The sequence below is a fragment of the Erwinia sp. MMLR14_017 genome, assembly GCF_033657285.1.
Taxonomy (GTDB): Bacteria; Pseudomonadota; Gammaproteobacteria; order Enterobacterales; family Enterobacteriaceae; genus Erwinia.
Map to the genome: position 1 here is coordinate 1 of NZ_JAWVWP010000001.1, position 18,399 is coordinate 18,399.

Below are 18,399 nucleotides of genomic sequence, written 5' to 3' on the forward strand. Positions count from 1 at the left end.
TTGAAGACTACGACGTTGATAGGCCGGGTGTGTAAGCGCAGCGATGCGTTGAGCTAACCGGTACTAATGACCCGTGAGGCTTAACCTTACAACGCCAGAAGCGTTCTGGTGGGCGTTGAGAGAGAGATTTTCAGCTTGTGACGGATTGATTTGCGCGGCCCGCGAGGGCGGCGTGAACGACAGAATCTGCCTGGCGGCTTTAGCGCGGTGGTCCCACCTGACCCCATGCCGAACTCAGAAGTGAAACGCCGTAGCGCCGATGGTAGTGTGGGGTCTCCCCATGCGAGAGTAGGGAACTGCCAGGCATTAATTTAAAAGCAGTAAACTGGTATAACGGGGCAGTACGCTACTCTCAGAGAGTGGGACAGGCGCAGCCTGAACGTTGCGGCGCAACGGCCCGTGGGGTGAACGTGAGTTCATCAACTGCCAGGCATTAATTTAAAAGCAGTAAACGTGAGTAAACCGTTTTCTGACAGAAATAAGCGTGCTGATATGGCTCAGTTGGTAGAGCGCACCCTTGGTAAGGGTGAGGTCCCCAGTTCGACTCTGGGTATCAGCACCAGTAACAATGCCGATTAATCGGATAAAGATTTGCCTGGCGGCTTTAGCGCGGTGGTCCCACCTGACCCCATGCCGAACTCAGAAGTGAAACGCCGTAGCGCCGATGGTAGTGTGGGGTCTCCCCATGCGAGAGTAGGGAACTGCCAGGCATCAAATAAAGCAATAACCCCGACCATAAGGCCGGGGTTTTTTGCGTTCAGGCGCCGTGAGAAGCGGTGCGGGACGGCGGCGTTACCGCACGTAAAGCAGAAAGGCGCGGCGTGATGCCTCATCGTGCGCGGAAGAAGAAAGAAAAGGGCCCCGCGCTGACGCACGGGGCCCTTTTTTCTGCCCTTAAAAAAGTAATTCAGCCTTCTTCAGACTGTGAAATCAGATCCAGACTGGCCTGGAGTAAACTCACAGCCCGATCGCGCTGACGATAATATTGCGTTGTCAGCATTAAGAAGGTCTGCGGAGAAGTGGTTTCCAGCTTATGGTCACGCAGGATCTGTAATCCTGGCCAGGCGCCGCCCCGGTAGCTGCCGTCATAATGAAAATCATCAGTTGAGCTGTAACGGGCCCGGTGCCAGAGAGCAACCGCCTGCTTAACAACTTTCTGATGCTGCTCTTCTTTGCTGCCTGCCAGAGGCGCTATCTGCTGTCGAAGGGTCAGTAAACACTCTTTGATTAAGACCAGATCAAACTGGGGATCCAGCACGCTTTGCAGGTTCTCCAGCTCCTCAAGCAACTGCGTCAGATAATGGGAGGGATCAACGGGCAATGCTGCCTCAACCAGTAACTCATGCAGCCAGCCAATATGGATCTGGCAGTCGCGCCACAACACTGCGCTCTCTACCTTATCCCTGGTATCCGCTTCCGTATGCCACCACCATCCCCCGCCACTGCCCGGTGACTGGCTGGTTCGGAGCGCTGGCTCTTCGCGGAAGGCAAAATGCAAAGGAATGCCACAGCCCCAGAAGGATTGATCGCCGCCTTTTCCCAATGGAGTGATGCGTCGGGCATCATTACCCGTTATGTTCCGTATTGCCCGATTAAGAAAGGATAAACCTTCCGCGCCACTGGCATTCACCACCACTTCTGTAGCGCCTTTACAGCCTGGCGAATCGACATTGAGATGGGCCACACACCGCTGCTGGAGTACCTGTCGATAACGGTCAGCATACCAGGTGGAACCACCATAACGGGCATTAGAATGCCCCGGCCACCAGGCGATACGTAATCCTCGCTTTAGTTGCGGCTGTAGCCGATGAAAATGGGCGGCGACGGCAAGGCATAAAGCATTGCCTGTAGCGTTGTCGGTCACGCCTTCATGCCAGGAATCGTAGTGAGAGGAGAGCAGTACAAATTCATCGCTCTCACCAGGAATATCGACAACGGGCATACTACAGCGGGCAACATGCTGATTAAGTTCAGTCCGGATCACTGCTGTAACGGGTCTCTTTTGCTGGGCAAGCCACTCCAGTAAAATATGGCCTTGTTGATAGTTGACGGAAATTACCGGTATCGACGGATAAAGCGCGAGGTCATCTGGCACCGGTGTACCCCAGACAGGGCCGACTGTCTCTTCATGCAGAGCCTCTTCAGCCGATCCCCAGATATGCACCAGTCCCAACGCACCGGCCTGACAAAGACGCTGCACATACTCCTCAAAGGCCTGATCGGCGATAACGATTTTCCCTCGCACGGAAGAAGCCCAGGCCGCCATACTGTTATCGGCAACAGCCTGTAACGAACGGGTGTCATAGAACAGCTCTCCCTGTATGCCTGCGGGACAGGAAGCGGAAAAGGAGCGCGTCTTCGCTTTTCCCTGCCAGCCAGGGAAATCAGGGATTGTCAGCGATCCCATCACGGGATCGCTGAGCCATAGCGGGCAGCTTTCCCGAACCGGAACAAGCCCAATGGCACGAAGCTGTTCAATAAGGATATCCACCGATCGTTCCGCCTCTTCACTGCCCGACAGGCGATTAAGCGACTCGAAGCTATCCAGTATGCTTTCCATCAGTGGGATCAGCGTAGCGCTGTCAGCTTCACCCGGCAGCATCCGTTTTCTCCGTACGGGTGACTTTCATTTCTATATCGCCAAAATAGTGCTGCTTGATCTTCTCCCATGTACCGTCAGCCATGATTTTCGCCAACCCTTCATTCAGCATGCGCTGCGTTTTCTCATCTCCTTTGCGCAGGCCGTAAGCGGAACCAATACTGAACAGGATATCATCACGCACTTCCGGGCCGGTTAAGGCAAAATCTTTCCCTTCCGGCTTCTGCAGGAACCCGAAAGTAACGGCCACTGCCGGGCTGAGCGCCCCATCCAGGCGGCCAGCAGCCAGATCCTGATAAATCACATCCTGATCGGGATAGGTTTTGATCTCCACGCCTTTGGGTGCCCAGTATTTATTGGCGTACATTTCCTGAATTGACCCCTGCTGTACGGCGATATTTTTACCCTGCAGCGATTCAACCGTAGGCTGCAGATTTGTTCCCTTATGCGCCACCAGTTGTGAAGGTACGTGATATATGAAGTGGCTGAAGTCGATCGACTTCTTCCGTTTTACGGTTGCGCCGAGTGGCGAAATAAAGTCCACTTTCTTCGCCATCAGCGAGGGGATTTCAGCATCAAAGCTGCTGACGACATATTCGCATTTTACCGCTATCGCTTTACAGACGGCGTTAGTGATATCGATTTCAAAGCCTGTCGGCTTACCATTTACATCACGGTACTGAAACGGGGGATAGGTCAGGTCAGCGCCTACGCGCAGAGTTTCACCTGCCGCCAGCGCGGAGGAGCAACAGAGTGCCAGCGAGGCGAGTGTCAGAGTACGGGTTACCTTAATCATTGTTTCTCTCCTGCCAGAATCGTTTGTGAATGCCAGTGAATGAATTCGTTTTTCACTGCGGCTAACTGCGCTTCGTCATGGCATAAGTCATATGCCGTCATGGCTAAGGCTTTTGCTGCCGTCAGCATCGCTGCAAGGCCCGCTACGGAGCCGGCTGCCTCAGCAAATTCAGGCGTATGCGGGGTGACGTCGCCAATGCGCAGATAGGGATGAATGGCGGCGGTGACCTGGCTGACATTGCCGATATCGGATGATCCTACGCCGCCACGGGTCGGTGGGTCGTAGCTTTCGACCCCAAGTAGCGCCAGGTTGTCAGTGAACCGCGCCGCCAGTGCCAGATTGTTGTTGCGCTCGGCGTAGATCAGGCCCTCTTCAATCTCCACGCGTGCGCCGGTCATCTCTGCCGCGCCATGAACAGCGGCATAAACTTTGCGGCGTACCTCGCTAAGCGCGCCAACCGTTGCGGCACGCAGAATGAATTTAGCCTCGGCATAGGCCGGGACGATATTTGCCGCGCTGCCACCGTGGGTGATCACGCCATGGACGCGCACATCATCAGTAAAGAACTGACGCAGCGCATTAATCCCGTTAAAGGTATGAATAACCGCGTCCAGCGCACTGATACCCAGCTGCGGAGCGGAAGCCGCATGCGCCGCCTTGCCATAAAATTTAAAGGTGGAGTCATGGCAGGCCAGCGCACCGCGCAGCACCATATTCTTCTCACGGGGATGAAACATCATGACGGCATCGACATCATCAAATACCCCTTTCTCAACCATGATGATCTTCCCACCGCCATCTTCTTCTGCAGGCGTGCCAATCACCTCAACAGAGCCATTGAAATCTACATGAGCGGCTTTCAGCGCCAGTGCCGCTGCCACAGATGCAGTGCCGATAAGATTATGGCCACAGGCATGTCCTAATTCTGGCAAGGCATCATATTCTGCAAGGAAAGCAATCGTCGGGCCGCCTGTTCCCTGTTTCCAGCTGGCCCGAAACGCCGTCTCAAGGCCGCCTGTGCCGGTTTCGATGGTGAATCCTGCTTTACGCAGAGGAGCGATCAGTTCAGCCGCAGAGCGATGCTCTTCAAAGCTGAGCTCCGGATGTTGATGCAGGCTCAGCGCCAGGTCGCGCATTGCCGGGCTAATCTGCTCAAGCGCATAAATAATTTTATCTTTCTGCGCGCTGATGGTGCGTTCCGACATAATGGCTCCCCAATTAGGTGCAGTTAAATTCTGTAAAACCAGTGCGTTAAACAGATATAGGCTTTTTTTTGCTCTCTGCCCAATTGAGAATTTTTATGGCTTGCATCGTGCCCGCAAAAAATATTTTATGGATGACGATTTCAGAAAGAGGCGAGGTTGCGATGAATGAAAAAGACTGGCTGATTATTCGCACGGTCTGGCAGTACAAAAACATCACCCGTGCAGCGGATGTGCTCTTTACGTCGCAGCCTGCGCTGAGCTATCGCCTGCGGCAGATTGAACGCAAGCTGGCGATCCAGCTTTTTGAAGATGGAGGGCGCGGTCTGACCTTCACCGCTCAGGGACGTTATCTGGCGCAGCATGCCCAAACGGTACTGGATGAACTTCAGCTGTTACGGAGTACGCTGCAAAGCCTGAATGGACCGCAGCAGGGAGAACTGCGAATAGGCGTCTCCAGTAACTATGCCGCTTACCGGTTGCCCGATCTGTTAGCTGAATTCAGCCAGCGGCATCCGGGTATCAATGTGCACCTGGTCAGCGGTCTCAGTGAAGAGATGTTCCTCAAGCTTCAGCGGGGCGATGTGCATCTGGCACTGGTCAAAGATGATTACGGCTGGAAAGAGGGTAAAAAGCTGGTCGATGAGGATGATTATTACCTGATCAGCCGCCAGCCCATCGATCTGGCATTGTTACCGCATCTGCCGCAGATAAAAATCAATCACGGCGGCCACATCACCAAACTGATTGAGCGGTGGTGGAATGCCAGTTATACGCTGGCGCCCCGGGTGGTGATGAGCGTGGACAAGCTGGAAGTGTGCCTGGCGATGGTGGAACGAGGGTTAGGTTATGCCATCGTCTCCAGCTATCAGCCTCTGGCAAAGGAGCTGTTTCGCACACCAATAGCGGTGGGTGGAGAAGCGGTGAAAAGCCGCACCTGGCTGCTTTATCGACATGCCAGTTCGGACGCAGCGGTAACGCTGCCATTTGTTGACATGTTCAGCGACCAGAGATGAAACATTTTCAACTACCCGATGAGACCTCGACATTCTGTTCCTGTCACGTTATCTTTAGCGGTCTGGATGTCTAAATGTTTAAATGGTTAAGTGAGGAAACAAGGTTATGCCAATCAGGGTACCCGATGAATTACCAGCCGTGAATTTCCTGCGCAACGAAAATGTCTTTGTGATGACCTCAACCAGGGCCAGCACGCAGGAGATCCGCCCGTTGAAAGTGCTGGTACTGAATCTGATGCCGAAAAAGATTGAGACCGAGAACCAGTTTCTGCGCCTGCTCTCTAACTCGCCGCTGCAGATCGACATTCAGCTGTTGCGTATCGACAGCCGTGAAACCCGCAATACGCCGATGGAGCATCTGAATAACTTCTACTGCAATTTTGAAGATATTCAGCACAATAATTACGATGGGCTGATCGTTACCGGTGCACCGTTAGGGCTGGTTGACTTCGATGATGTGGCCTACTGGCCGCAGATCCAGAAGGTGCTGCACTGGGCAAAAGAGCATGTTACCTCTACGCTGTTTGTCTGTTGGGCAGTGCAGGCTGCGCTGAATATCCTGTATGGCATTCCAAAACAGACGCGACAAACCAAATTATCCGGCGTCTATGATCATCAGATCCTGCATCCGCATGCGCTGCTGACGCGCGGCTTCGATGACACCTTTCTGGCTCCTCATTCACGTTATGCCGATTTCCCGACGCAGCTGCTGCGTGATTACACCGATCTGGAAATCTTTGCTGAATCGGAGCAGACCGGGGCTTATCTGTTTGCCAGCAAAGACAAACGGCTGGCGTTTGTCACCGGGCATCCTGAATATGATGCGCTGACGCTGTCCGGGGAATATCATCGTGACTATGAAGCGGGTCTGCACCCGGAAATTCCCTATAATTATTTCCCACAAGATAATCCTGAGCTTCCGCCGCGTGCCAGCTGGCGCAGCCACGGCAACCTGCTGTTTTCTAACTGGCTGAACTACTATGTTTATCAGATCACGCCATTTGATCTGCGCCATATGAACCCCAGCCTGGATTAATTTCCGCTACAGAAAAAAGGACCTGCGATCAGCATTGGGTCCTTTTTTTATCGCCTTTTCCCAGTCGCGATCGCCACCAGCTCATCTCCTGATCCTGCATGCTTTTCTTCTTTTTTCAGTGCATAAAAATGAACTGTGAAAGTCATTTCTTTTTATAAAAAAATTAAAAAACATTAAATTCAATAAGTTAATATATTTATAATTCTAAAATGGAAATAGTTTTTGTAATTTAGATAATTATATCTTGTCACAGCGGGTTAAAAAGTACCCAGCAGCAGAGCGTCCTGCAAAGATGTTTTCCAATGCGATTGGTGACGGGAGTAGAGCTATGACACAGCAGGTTATTAGCACGGAGCTGGTGTTCCAGCGCCCATTTGCTCAGACAGAAAAGCAGAGCCTGACGGTAAGCCAGGCTCTGCGGCAGGATCAGGCAGAGGCGCCAGCTACCGCTTCACAAGCCAGCGCGGTAATACGGTCATAATCGCCCATCTCCAGCGCATCGTTGGGCACCAGCCAGGAGCCACCGATGCAGTGCACGCTTTTCAGGGCCAGATAATCACGGTAGTTGGCGGGTGAGATACCGCCCGTCGGGCAGAAACGGACCTGCGGGAACGGGCCGGCAATCGCCTGTAGCGCCTTAACACCACCGTTTGCTTCTGCCGGGAAGAATTTAAACTCGCGCAGACCATAATCCATCCCCAGCATCAGTTCAGAAACGGTGCTGATCCCAGGGATCAGCGGGATCGAACCTGCGTTGGCCGCCTTCAGAAGATCCTCCGTCAGGCCGGGGCTGATCGCAAACTTCGCACCAGCTTCGGTAACCTGCTTTAGTTGTTGCGGATTGATCACCGTGCCCGCGCCGACGATCGCTTCCGGCACTTGCCGGGCAATGGCCCGAATGGCATCCACTCCACAGGCCGTGCGCAAAGTTATTTCCAGCACTCGTACGCCGCCCGCCACTAACGCTTTCGCCAGCGGTACCGCATGTTCCAGCTTATTGATGACGATCACCGGGACGACCGGACCGGAAGTCAGGATCTGCTCAGCGCTGGTTTTCCAGTTATTCATAAAGGGTTCTCCGTTAAAATTTGATGCAGCAGGCACCCTGTTCGGCACCCGAAAGCTGGCTGCGTAGCGCGCTAAACAGTTCGCGTCCGGATCCAGTGTGTTCAGCACTCAGGTCTGGCTGAGAGGCGGTGCGTGCCGCCAGCACATCGTTATCAACCTGTAGCTCCAGCTCGCCCGTGCGGCCATTAACACAGATGCTGTCGCCATTGCGGACTTTTGCCAGCAGGCCGCCGGTACAGGCTTCCGGGGTGACATGGATGGCTGAAGGCACCTTGCCGGATGCGCCAGATAAACGGCCATCGGTGACCAGCGCCACCTTAAAACCGCGATCCATCAGCACGCCAAGCGGCGGCATCAGCTTATGCAGTTCCGGCATGCCGTTGGCCTGCGGCCCCTGGAAGCGAACCACCACCACACAATCTTTGTTCAGTTCGCCAGCCTCAAAAGCGGGCAGAACATCATGCTGGCTTTCAAACACCACGGCGGGCGCTTCGATAACCTGATTGTCAGCCGGCACCGCAGAGGTCTTCATTACCGCGCGGCCCAGGTTGCCCTGCAGCACTTTTGTGCCGCCATGCTGCTCGAAGGGGCGTGATACGCATGTGATCACCTTGTCATTCAGGGATGTTTCGGTGCCTTCACGCCAGGCCAGCTTGCCGTTATCCAGCCAGGGTTCCTGGGTATAGCGATGCAGACCAGATCCGGCCACGGTTTCAACATCTTCATGCAGTAAGCCGTGGTTCAGCAGCTCACGTACCAGCAAAGCCACGCCACCAGCGGCCTGGAACTGGTTAATGTCCGCCGGACCGTTCGGATAGATGCGGCACAGCAGCGGGATAGCCTCGGAGAGGTCGGAGAAATCATCCCAGTTAATCTGAATGCCTGCCGCGCGCGCCATCGCCACCATATGCATAGTCAGATTGGTCGAACCGCCCGTGGCAAGCAGCGCCACAATGCCGTTTACCACTACTTTTTCATCGACCAGCCTGCCCACAGGCAGGTAATTGCCTGAGGTTTCCGTCAGACGCGTGACCTGACGGGCTGCGGCTTCAGTCAGCACCTCGCGCAGCGGCGTATCGGGATGGACAAAGGAAGAGCCGGGCAGATGCAGACCCATCACTTCCATAATCATCTGGTTGGTATTGGCGGTGCCGTAAAAGGTACAGGTACCAATGCCATGATAGGAGGCAGCTTCCGCTTCCAGCAGAGCCTGTCGATCGGCTTTGCCTTCGGCATAGAGCTGGCGCACGCGTACTTTTTCTTTATTCGGCAGGCCGCTGCTCATTGGGCCAGCCGGGATAAACAGCGCCGGAAGATGACCGAATGAGAGAGCAGCCATAACCAGGCCCGGCACGATTTTGTCGCAGATGCCCAGGAACAGCGCGCCATCGAACATATTATGGGAAAGGCCGACCGCAGCAGACATGGCGATAATATCGCGGCTCATCAGCGACAGCTCCATGCCGTCCTGGCCCTGGGTCACGCCGTCGCACATGGCGGGCACGCCGCCCGCTACCTGGCCTACCGCACCTGTCTGACTCAGGGCGCGGCGGATTTTATCCGGGTAAGTTTCATAAGGCTGGTGAGCAGAAAGCATATCGTTGTAAGCGGTGATAATGGCGATATTGCTGCGCACCATATTTTTCAACGCTGTTTTATCGTCAGGCTGGCAGGTAGCAAACCCATGCGCCAGGTTGCCACAAGCCAATTTGGCGCGCTGCACGGTTTTGGAACGGGCGGTCTCCATGCGCGCCAGATAGGCGCTTCGGGTCTCAGCGGAACGCTCAATAATGCGTTGTGTAACTTGCGCGATGATGGGATGAACGGTGTTCATGCGCAGGCTTCCTGTGGCTGAAAGTGTTGAATATGCTCAACAGCATCGGCAATTACCTGCTCCAGCGGCTGGTTGATATCGATGATTTTCACGTCGCTCTCTTCCGCTCCAGGCTGCTCAAGCGCAGCAAACTGGCTGACCAGCATCTGGGTTTTAAAGAAATGGCCGCTGCGTGCGGCAAGGCGCGCTTCAATAACCGGGAAATCCCCGTGCAGATAGATAAACGAGAGGTTGCTGTTACCGGCCCGCAGACGATCGCGGTAGTGCTTTTTCAGGGCAGAGCAGACGATGATCGAAACTTCGTTGGTACGCTGCATGGCAAAAGCCGCATCATTAAGGGCGCTAAGCCAGGGTGCACGGTCGCCATCATCCAGCGCCATGCCCGCCGCCATTTTCTGAATGTTGTCGCGCGGATGGAGGAAGTCGCCATCCAGCATGCCCGCAGAGAGCTGGCGTGCAACGCTGGCGGCGACAGCAGATTTGCCGCTGCCGGAAACGCCCATAACGACGTAGATTCGGTGATGTTGATTGCTCATAGCTCAGCTCCCAAAGTGAAAAGGCGCACCCTTTGTTAGCGGTGTTACCGGTAACATTATGCTCTGGCATTGTTGAGGGAATGCGCAGCGTGCGCAATCAGAATGGGTGGGATTCGGTGGTAATTGTGATCCGCTTCAAAGTTTTCTGAGTGAAGAGGGCCATGCGCTAAGGGCAAAGGGCATGTCGTCTGAATGTTGTGATATCTGGGTTAGAACGCTTCGTTGTCGTTTGTTATAGCTAAAACCTGTTGCCAGGAATTTGACCTGGGCGATCGGCATATTCACCAACGACGCGAAAATTATTGGATGACGCCTTACCACCGCACCTGATTTTGACCTGTGCGATCGCCAGACTCACCAACGACGCAAAAATTTTCGGGTGGCGCCCCAGGGCACCTTAGCCGAGTGTATGCCGCATGGATGCGGCATCCAAGCCTCCAGGGAAGGATTTACGGCGTCTCGGATAAGGTGCCCTGGGGTGACGCCTTACCACTGCACCCGGTTTTGACCTGTGCCATCACCAGACTCACCCGCGCCACGAAAATTATTGGATGATGCCTTACCACCGCCCTTGGTTTTGACCTGTGCGATCGCCAGACTCACCAACGACGCCAAAATTTTCGGGTGGCACCATTGGGCACCTTAGCCGAGTGTATGCCGCATGGATGCGGCATCCAAGCCTCCAGGGAAGGATTTACGGCGTCTCGGATAAGGTGCCCTGTGGTGACGCTTTACCACCGCACTTGGTTTTGACCTGTGCAATCGCCACACTTACCAGCGACACGAAAATTTTCGGGTGGCACCACAAAGCACCTTAGCCGCGTGTATACCGCATGGATGCGGCATCCAAGCCTCCAGGGAAGGATTTACGGCGTCTCGGATAAGGTGCCCAATGGTGACGCCTTACCACCGCCCCTGGTTTTGACCTGTGCGATCGCCAGACTCACCAACGACGCCAAAATTTTCGGGTGGCACCACAGGGCACCTTAGCCGAGTGTATGCCGCATGGATGCGGCATCCAAGCCTCCAGGGAAGGATTTACGGCGTCTCGGATAAGGTGTCCTGTGGTGACGCCTTACCACTGCACCCGGTTTTGACCTGTGCCATCACCAGACTCACCCGCGCCACGAAAATTATTGGATGATGCCTTACCACCGCCCTTGGTTTTGACCTGTGCGATCGCCAGACTCACCAACGACGCCAAAATTTTCGGGTGGCACCATTGGGCACCTTAGCCGAGTGTATGCCGCATGGATGCGGCATCCAAGCCTCCAGGGAAGGATTTACGGCGTCTCGGATAAGGTGCCCAATGGTTACGCCTTACCACCGCACCTGGCGTTGTCCCGCGCAATCACCAGACTCACCGCTTACCCGCCATACTCGCGGGTGATCTCTTTGGCGGCTTTAATCACCAGTGCACCCAGCTCCGTTACCCGGTCATCGGTGACCCGGGAAATTGGGCCGGAAATGGAAATAGCGGCGAAAGGTTCGTGATGCTCATCGTAAATAGTGGCTGCCACGTAGCGTAGACCAAGCGCGTGCTCTTCATCATCAAAGGAAAAGCCCATCTTCCGCACCAGTGCCAGGTTTTCTTTCAGGTTCTGCGGCGAAGTCAGGGTTTGCGGCGTATAATGGTGCAGCCCCTGGCGATGCAGCAGTTCACTGACCTGAGCTCATTCAGATTAGCCAGAAACGCTTTTCCCGCTCCTGAGGCATGCATCGGCAGCTTGCCGCCAATCGGCGCGGACATGCGCATCAGCTGCGTACACTGAATCTGATCGATGATCACCGCCTGACGATCGCTAAGATCCAGAACGGCCAGATTCACCGTCTCACCGGAATCATCCATTAACTTGCGCAGCATCGGGTGAACCAGCGCCAGCAGGTTCCGACTTTGCAGAAAACTGCTGCCGACCACAAACGCATGCGCGCCAATCGTCCACAAACCCAGATCGCCCACCTGACGTACAAACCCCTGCTGCTGCATGGTGGTCAGCAGACGATGCGTAGTCGAATTGGGTAAACCGGCCTGCTTTGCCAGTTCGGTCAGCGCTACGCTGCCGTGAGAGTCGGCAATAAATTCCAGCAATTTCAGGCCACGGGTCAGCGACTGGACCTGTCCGGCAGGTTGAGCGGGTTGAACAGCAGCAGCGCGAGGTTTTTTACCGTGTTTCGCCACGATGGGGGTCGCCATGTCTGACTCCTTCATTTTCACCATGTGGAAATCATTTCCGTTTTATTGGCTGATAATGCAACGGCAGCCTTACTGGTCAGAGGTGTTCACAGGGCTGACTGAAAATGTCTCATGGCCGGTTGCTTTTACCTGCGCAAAAGTTGTGCCAGTATGGTCCGCTGGCATATTTGCCATTGGGTTGAGGTTGAAGGGGCTAGAGTGAGCAACAGAAGAGAAGCGCTGCAACAGCAGCTGGCGAAACGCATCATGCTGCTGGACGGCGGTATGGGAACCATGATCCAGAGCTATCGCCTGGAAGAGAGTGATTTTCGCGGCGAACGCTTTGCCGACTGGCAGAGCGACCTGAAGGGAAATAATGACCTGCTGGTGCTGACCCGTCCGGATGTGATTAGCGAGATCCACAATGCTTATCTGGAAGCGGGTGCCGATATTCTCGAAACCAACACCTTCAACTCAACCACCATTGCGATGGCTGATTACCATATGGAGTCGCTGTCGGCAGAAATTAACTACGTTGCCGCGAAGCTGGCGCGTGCCTGCGCGGACGAGTGGACGGCGCGCACACCAGAGAGGCCGCGTTATGTCGCTGGCGTGCTGGGTCCTACCAACCGCACCTGCTCTATCTCCCCCGACGTCAACGATCCGGCCTTCCGTAACGTAACCTTCAATCAGCTGGTGGAAGCGTACCGTGAATCTACCCGCGCGCTGGTTGAAGGCGGCGCGGATATCATCATGATCGAGACCGTATTTGACACACTCAATGCCAAAGCCGCCGTTTTTGCGGTACAAAGCGAATTTGAAGCGCTGGGCATCGAGTTACCGCTGATGATCTCCGGCACCATCACTGATGCCTCGGGCCGCACGCTTTCCGGCCAGACTACCGAAGCCTTCTATAACTCGCTGCGCCATGCTCAGCCGTTGTCGTTTGGCCTTAACTGCGCGCTGGGGCCAGATGAGCTGCGTCAGTATGTGGCGGAACTTTCCCGCATTGCGGAAGGTTACGTCACGGCGCACCCGAACGCCGGGTTGCCGAACGCGTTTGGCGAATATGACTTAGATGCCGGCATCATGGCGGAGCAAATCGGTGAGTGGGCGCAGTCCGGTTTCCTGAACATCGTGGGCGGCTGCTGCGGCACCACGCCAGAGCACATCGCGGCTATGGCCAGAGCGGTGGAGGGCATCGCTCCGCGTCCTCTGCCTGCGCTGCCGGTTGCCTGCCGTCTTTCCGGCCTTGAACCGCTGACCATCAGTGCGGAGTCGCTGTTTGTAAACGTCGGTGAAAGAACCAACGTTACCGGCTCGGCAAAATTCAAACGGCTGATTAAAGAAGATAAATATAACGAAGCCCTTGAAGTTTCGCTTCAGCAGGTTCAGAGCGGCGCGCAGATTATTGATATCAACATGGATGAAGGGATGCTGGATGCGGAAGCGGCAATGGTCCGCTTCCTGAATCTTATTGCCGGGGAGCCGGATATTGCCCGCGTACCAATCATGATCGACTCCTCTAAATGGGAGGTGATTGAAAAAGGGCTGCAGTGCATTCAGGGCAAAGGCATCGTTAACTCTATCTCAATGAAAGAGGGCGTGGAGGCCTTTATTCACCACGCTAAGCTGGTACGCCGTTACGGTGCCGCGATGGTGGTAATGGCATTCGATGAGGTGGGCCAGGCAGATACCCGCGAACGCAAAATTGAGATTTGTCGCCGCGCCTATAAGATCCTGACTGAAGAAGTCGGTTTCCCGCCTGAAGACATCATTTTCGACCCCAATATCTTTGCGGTAGCTACCGGGATTGATGAACATAACAACTACGCGATGGACTTTATCGGTGCCTGCGAAGATATCAAGCGTGAACTGCCACACGCAATGATTTCTGGCGGTGTGTCGAACGTCTCCTTCTCGTTCCGCGGCAACGACCCGGTTCGCGAAGCGATTCATGCCGTATTCCTCTATTACGCTATCCGCAACGGCATGGATATGGGCATCGTCAACGCCGGACAGCTGGCGATTTATGATGACCTGGATGCTGACCTGCGTGAAGCGGTGGAAGATGTGGTGCTCAACCGCCGCGACGACGGCACCGAGCGGCTGCTGAACCTGGCAGAAAAGTACCGTGGCACAAAGTCTGATGAGGGCAGCACCAAACCGCAGGCCGAATGGCGCAGTTGGGAAGTGGAGAAACGCCTCGAATATTCGCTGGTAAAAGGCATCACCGAATTTATTGAGGAAGATACCGAAGCGGCCCGACAAAATGCCAGCCGCCCGATTGAGGTCATTGAAGGCCCGCTGATGGCGGGCATGAACGTGGTGGGCGATCTGTTTGGCGAAGGCAAAATGTTCCTGCCACAGGTGGTGAAATCAGCCCGCGTAATGAAACAGGCGGTGGCGTACCTGGAGCCTTACATCGAGGCCAGCAAAGAGAAGGGCAGCACCAACGGTAAAATCGTGCTGGCGACGGTAAAGGGCGACGTGCACGACATCGGCAAAAACATCGTTGGCGTGGTGTTGCAGTGCAATAACTATGAAATCATCGACCTTGGCGTAATGGTGCCGAGCGATAAAATTCTTAAAACGGCCAGAGAGCACAACGCCGACATTATCGGCTTGTCCGGCCTGATCACTCCGTCGCTGGACGAAATGGTCAACGTGGCGAAAGAGATGGAGCGGCAGGGCTTTACTCTGCCGCTGCTGATTGGCGGCGCAACCACGTCAAAAGCCCATACGGCGGTGAAAATTGAACAGAACTACAGCGGGCCGACGGTCTATGTGCAGAATGCTTCACGCACCGTTGGCGTGGTCTCCGCGCTGCTGTCAGCCACGCAGTACGAGGGCTTTGTCGCCCGCACGCGAAAAGAGTACGACACGGTACGCATCCAGCATGCGCGTAAAAAGCCCCGCACGCCGCCGGTGAGTTTGCAGGTTGCACGGGATAACGAACTGGCGCTGGACTGGGAAAACTATACGCCGCCGGTCGCCCACAGGCTGGGTGTGAGCGAAGTAAGCGCTAACATTGAAACCTTGCGCCACTACATCGACTGGACACCTTTCTTTATGACCTGGTCGCTGGCCGGAAAATATCCGCGCATTCTGGAAGATGAAGTGGTTGGCGAAGAGGCGAAGCGTCTGTTTGCCGACGCCGACGCGATGCTGGATGAGCTTAGCGCGAAAAAATCCCTGAATCCGCGCGGCGTGGTAGGGATCTTCCCGGCTAACCGGGTCGGTGACGATATTGAAATTTATCGCGATGAATCCCGTACTCATGTTTTGCAAGTAAGTCATCACTTACGCCAACAAACAGAAAAGACGGGCTTTGCGAATTATTGTCTTGCTGATTTCGTGGCCCCCAAATCGAGTGGTAAAGCTGATTACCTTGGCGCATTTGCCGTAACGGGCGGGCTTGAAGAGGATGCGCTGGCCGAGGCTTATGACGCGCAGCATGATGATTACAACAAAATCATGGTGAAGGCGCTGGCTGACCGTCTGGCAGAAGGCTTTGCAGAGTATCTGCACGAGCGCGTGCGTAAGGTTATTTGGGGCTTTGCCGCTACGGAAAATCTCAGCAATGAAGAGCTTATCCGGGAAAATTATCAGGGCATCCGGCCTGCGCCGGGCTATCCCGCCTGCCCGGAACACACGGAAAAAGAGACGATCTGGAAGCTGCTGGATGTGGAGACGCATACCGGCATGAAGCTGACCGAATCCTTTGCTATGTGGCCGGGAGCCGCAGTCTCCGGCTGGTATTTCAGCCATCCTGAGAGCAAATATTTCGCCGTAGCACAGCTCCAGCGCGACCAGATTGCAGACTACGCCCGGCGTAAAGGCATGGCGGTAAGCGAAGTGGAGCGCTGGCTGGCACCTAATCTGGGCTACGACGCCGACTGATAGTACAGGGCGAGCCGCCTGACCGGCTTGCCCTGCATCTTCTTACAGAGATAGGGTCTTCCATCAGCACCAGGCTTTGCCCCGCATCTTCTTGCAGAGGCTGGGCCTTCCATCAGCACCAGGCTTTGCCCGCATCTTTTTGCAGAGGCAGGGCCTTCCATCAACATCAGGCTTTGCCCCGCATCTTCTTGCAGAGGGAGCGCCTTCTACCAGCTTCAGCCTGCGCCTGTATTTCCGTCAGGAGCCGCACTCCCGTCCTCTTCCCTGACCTGCACGTCGATATAGAGGGCGTCATAGCGCCAGTATTCGTAGTCACAGTCGATAATGCGATCTTGCTGGTCCCGGTTAATGCGCGTGATAAACAGCGCCGGGCTGCCTGCGGCCACTTTCAGCGCGGGGGCGGCAAGGGTCGGTAAAGGGGTCGGCAGCATGGTAAAACCAACGCGCCCATAGCGGATGCCATACTCCTCCTGATAAAGGGTAGTCAGCGAACGGGTCAGATCAAAACTCATCAGGTCCGGGAAATAGTGCGGGTTGAGGTAGTGCTCTACGTAAAGCACCGCGCGACCATCAATACGGCGCAGCCGGCGGATGCAATAAACCTCCTCGCCTTCCTGCATGGCAAGCTGCTGCGCCAGCGCAGCAGGCAGGCTCACCCGCCGGGCATCCAGCACTTCTGTCTCTGCTCTGCGTCCCTGCTTTTCCGCCATCGCATGGAAATGGCTGCGCAGAAGCGGGTCATAAGCCAGGCGAGGCGGCGCAATAAACCAGCCACGGCGTAACTCGCGGTAAATCATGCCCTGCGCCTCAAGCTGCCCTAAGGCCTCACGAAGCGTGATACGGGTCGTAGAGAAACGATCGCTCAATTCCCGCTCGGAAGGCAGTCGCCCATTGACCGCATACTCACCGCTGACGATCCGGCTGGCCAGCGTCTGGCAAATAACATCTACGGTTAACGCTTTCATCATATATAAGCCTCAATATGGTGCGAAGCTGCACATAAACAGCACGACCTTCGCGCATAAAATCCTTTCCCCTGCTATCAGAGAAGATGGACTAGTCCACGCCCCCGCCTGCGCTGACATAAAACTGTCATCCCGCCAGGCTAGATTGGCTCGGATCTTGCTGGACTAGTCCAGAAGGCCACTCAACTTATCATCCGGAGCTGCAGTTATGAAACCTTTGTTCGCCTCTGTGTTAGCCAGTGCCATCATGCTTGCCCTCCCGGCCGCTTATGCAGCCGATACCGATCTCGCCACGCTTGAAAAAGCGGCTAAAACCGAAGGTCAGGTCAACAGCGTCGGCATGCCGGACAGCTGGGCCAACTGGAAAGGAACCTGGGAAGATATCAGCAGCAAATATGGCATTAAACATAGCGATACCGACATGTCGAGCGCTCAGGAGCTGGCGAAATTTGCCGCTGAAAAGAGCAACGCCACGGCAGATATAGGTGACGTTGGCGCCGCTTTCGGGCCGGTTGCCGTGCAGAAAGGTCTGGCGCAGCCTTACAAACCCAGCACCTGGGATCAGGTGCCTGACTGGGCAAAAGACAAAGAGGGCAACTGGGCGCTGGCCTACACCGGCACCATCGCCTTTATCGTGAATAAAGATCAGGTTAAAGATATCCCTCACAGCTGGGCCGACCTGAAAAAAGGTAAGTATGTGGTCACTATCGGTGACGTTGGGGTAGCAGCTCAGGCTGCTAATGGCGTGCTGGCGGCGGCCTATGCCATGGGCGGCAGCGAAAAGGATCTGAAACCGGCACTGACTTTCTTCAGTGACCTGGCGAAAGAAGGCCGTCTGGGCGTAACCGATCCGGTTATCGCTAACATCGAAAAAGGTGAAATTCAGGTGGCTGTAGTCTGGGACTTCAACGGCCTGAATTACCGCGATCAGATTGATAAAAGTAAGTTTGAGGTAGTGATCCCGTCTGACGGCTCGATCACCTCCGGCTACACCACCATCATCAACAAATATGCTAAACACCCGAACGCCGCCAAACTTACCCGCGAATATATCTTCTCTGATGCCGGCCAGATTAACCTGGCGCGTGGCTATGCCCGTCCTATCCGTGCCGGGCACTTAACGCTGCCCGCGGACGTGCAGGCCAAACTGCTGCCTGACTCTGAATATAAAAATGCCCACCCGATTGCTGACGTGGCAGCCTGGGATAAAGCATCCAAAATGCTGCCTCGCCTGTGGCAGGAAAATGTCATCGTTAACATGAAGCAATAAG

General features: G+C 55.0%; 11 protein-coding genes, 1 tRNA gene, 3 rRNA genes and 1 pseudogene. 8 read left to right on the forward strand and 8 right to left on the reverse strand.

The window, feature by feature from the left end; translation table 11 throughout:
- From SD961_RS00005 to rrf (SD961_RS00020), 4 genes are all read left to right on the forward strand, one after another.
- A 23S ribosomal RNA gene (locus SD961_RS00005) occupies nucleotides 1-88 on the forward strand; the annotation flags it as partial.
- A 101-nt stretch (nucleotides 89-189) separates the two neighbouring features.
- Nucleotides 190-305, forward strand: a 5S ribosomal RNA gene (rrf, locus tag SD961_RS00010).
- Between the two features lie 181 nt (nucleotides 306-486).
- A tRNA-Thr gene (locus SD961_RS00015) sits at nucleotides 487-562 on the forward strand.
- Nucleotides 563-594: 32 nt separating this feature from the next.
- Nucleotides 595-710, forward strand: a 5S ribosomal RNA gene (gene rrf, locus SD961_RS00020).
- Between the two features lie 197 nt (nucleotides 711-907).
- On the opposite strand, the gene SD961_RS00025 is transcribed toward rrf (SD961_RS00020), so the two are convergent.
- Genes SD961_RS00025 through SD961_RS00035 form a run of 3 tightly spaced genes read right to left on the reverse strand, consistent with a single transcriptional unit; the run spans nucleotide 908 to nucleotide 4,600 of the window.
- Nucleotides 908-2,602, reverse strand: coding sequence for a M28 family peptidase (locus SD961_RS00025; RefSeq protein ID WP_318788381.1), 1,695 nt, complete (start codon nucleotides 2,600-2,602; stop codon nucleotides 908-910).
- Entirely contained in the window at nucleotides 2,589-3,395 is an 807-nt protein-coding gene (locus SD961_RS00030; protein WP_318788382.1) for a transporter substrate-binding domain-containing protein, read from the reverse strand. The genes SD961_RS00025 and SD961_RS00030 overlap by 14 nt, the downstream gene beginning before the upstream one ends.
- A complete protein-coding gene (locus tag SD961_RS00035) occupies nucleotides 3,392-4,600 on the reverse strand; it encodes a M20 family metallopeptidase (RefSeq protein ID WP_318788383.1) in 1,209 nt (402 codons plus the stop codon). The genes SD961_RS00030 and SD961_RS00035 overlap by 4 nt, the downstream gene beginning before the upstream one ends.
- Nucleotides 4,601-4,761: 161 nt before the next feature.
- On the opposite strand from SD961_RS00035, the gene SD961_RS00040 reads away from it, so the two are divergent.
- Nucleotides 4,762-5,613 carry a LysR family transcriptional regulator gene (locus SD961_RS00040; protein WP_318788384.1) on the forward strand — a complete coding sequence of 284 codons (852 nt, stop codon included), beginning with the start codon at nucleotides 4,762-4,764 and terminating at the stop codon, nucleotides 5,611-5,613.
- Nucleotides 5,614-5,719: 106 nt separating this feature from the next.
- Nucleotides 5,720-6,649: a homoserine O-acetyltransferase MetA gene (gene metA, locus SD961_RS00045; RefSeq protein WP_318788385.1), complete on the forward strand. Its 930-nt coding sequence runs from the start codon at nucleotides 5,720-5,722 to the stop codon at nucleotides 6,647-6,649.
- Between the two features lie 426 nt (nucleotides 6,650-7,075).
- Here the strand turns inward: metA and SD961_RS00050 are convergent, their stop codons facing one another.
- The 4 genes and pseudogenes from SD961_RS00050 to iclR all read right to left on the reverse strand — a co-directional run bounded on the left by SD961_RS00050 (nucleotide 7,076) and on the right by iclR (nucleotide 12,281).
- The gene (locus SD961_RS00050; RefSeq protein ID WP_318788386.1) at nucleotides 7,076-7,717 is read right to left on the reverse strand and encodes a bifunctional 4-hydroxy-2-oxoglutarate aldolase/2-dehydro-3-deoxy-phosphogluconate aldolase; all 642 of its coding nucleotides are present in this window, start codon (nucleotides 7,715-7,717) and stop codon (nucleotides 7,076-7,078) included.
- A gap of 13 nt (nucleotides 7,718-7,730) precedes the next feature.
- A complete protein-coding gene (gene edd / locus SD961_RS00055) occupies nucleotides 7,731-9,551 on the reverse strand; it encodes a phosphogluconate dehydratase (RefSeq protein WP_318788387.1) in 1,821 nt (606 codons plus the stop codon).
- A complete protein-coding gene (gene gntK, locus SD961_RS00060; RefSeq protein ID WP_318788388.1) occupies nucleotides 9,548-10,087 on the reverse strand; it encodes a gluconokinase in 540 nt (179 codons plus the stop codon). The genes edd and gntK overlap by 4 nt, the downstream gene beginning before the upstream one ends.
- A 1,367-nt stretch (nucleotides 10,088-11,454) precedes the next feature.
- A pseudogene (iclR, locus tag SD961_RS00065) lies at nucleotides 11,455-12,281 on the reverse strand (glyoxylate bypass operon transcriptional repressor IclR).
- 198 nt (nucleotides 12,282-12,479) lie between these two features.
- On the opposite strand from iclR, the gene metH reads away from it, so the two are divergent.
- Nucleotides 12,480-16,163, forward strand: coding sequence for a methionine synthase (gene metH, locus SD961_RS00070; protein ID WP_318788389.1), 3,684 nt, complete (start codon nucleotides 12,480-12,482; stop codon nucleotides 16,161-16,163).
- Between the two features lie 215 nt (nucleotides 16,164-16,378).
- On the opposite strand, the gene SD961_RS00075 is transcribed toward metH, so the two are convergent.
- Nucleotides 16,379-17,131 carry a UTRA domain-containing protein gene (locus SD961_RS00075; protein WP_318788390.1) on the reverse strand — a complete coding sequence of 251 codons (753 nt, stop codon included), beginning with the start codon at nucleotides 17,129-17,131 and terminating at the stop codon, nucleotides 16,379-16,381.
- A 205-nt stretch (nucleotides 17,132-17,336) separates the two neighbouring features.
- Between SD961_RS00075 and SD961_RS00080 the strand changes: the two genes are divergently transcribed.
- A complete protein-coding gene (locus SD961_RS00080) occupies nucleotides 17,337-18,398 on the forward strand; it encodes an ABC transporter substrate-binding protein (protein ID WP_318788391.1) in 1,062 nt (353 codons plus the stop codon).
- The last annotated feature ends 1 nt before the right edge of the window (nucleotide 18,399 follow it).

What these genes read in the sequence shown, in the direction of transcription:
- SD961_RS00025 (WP_318788381.1), bottom strand. Translation starts at nt 2,602, where the DNA reads ATGCTGCCGGGTGAAGCTGACAGCGCTACGCTGATCCCACTGATGGAA.
- SD961_RS00030 (WP_318788382.1), bottom strand. Translation starts at nt 3,395, where the DNA reads ATGATTAAGGTAACCCGTACTCTGACACTCGCCTCGCTGGCACTCTGT.
- SD961_RS00035 (WP_318788383.1), bottom strand. Translation starts at nt 4,600, where the DNA reads ATGTCGGAACGCACCATCAGCGCGCAGAAAGATAAAATTATTTATGCG.
- SD961_RS00040 (WP_318788384.1), top strand. Translation starts at nt 4,762, where the DNA reads ATGAATGAAAAAGACTGGCTGATTATTCGCACGGTCTGGCAGTACAAA.
- metA (WP_318788385.1), top strand. Translation starts at nt 5,720, where the DNA reads ATGCCAATCAGGGTACCCGATGAATTACCAGCCGTGAATTTCCTGCGC.
- SD961_RS00050 (WP_318788386.1), bottom strand. Translation starts at nt 7,717, where the DNA reads ATGAATAACTGGAAAACCAGCGCTGAGCAGATCCTGACTTCCGGTCCG.
- edd (WP_318788387.1), bottom strand. Translation starts at nt 9,551, where the DNA reads ATGAACACCGTTCATCCCATCATCGCGCAAGTTACACAACGCATTATT.
- gntK (WP_318788388.1), bottom strand. Translation starts at nt 10,087, where the DNA reads ATGAGCAATCAACATCACCGAATCTACGTCGTTATGGGCGTTTCCGGC.
- SD961_RS00075 (WP_318788390.1), bottom strand. Translation starts at nt 17,131, where the DNA reads ATGATGAAAGCGTTAACCGTAGATGTTATTTGCCAGACGCTGGCCAGC.
- SD961_RS00080 (WP_318788391.1), top strand. Translation starts at nt 17,337, where the DNA reads ATGAAACCTTTGTTCGCCTCTGTGTTAGCCAGTGCCATCATGCTTGCC.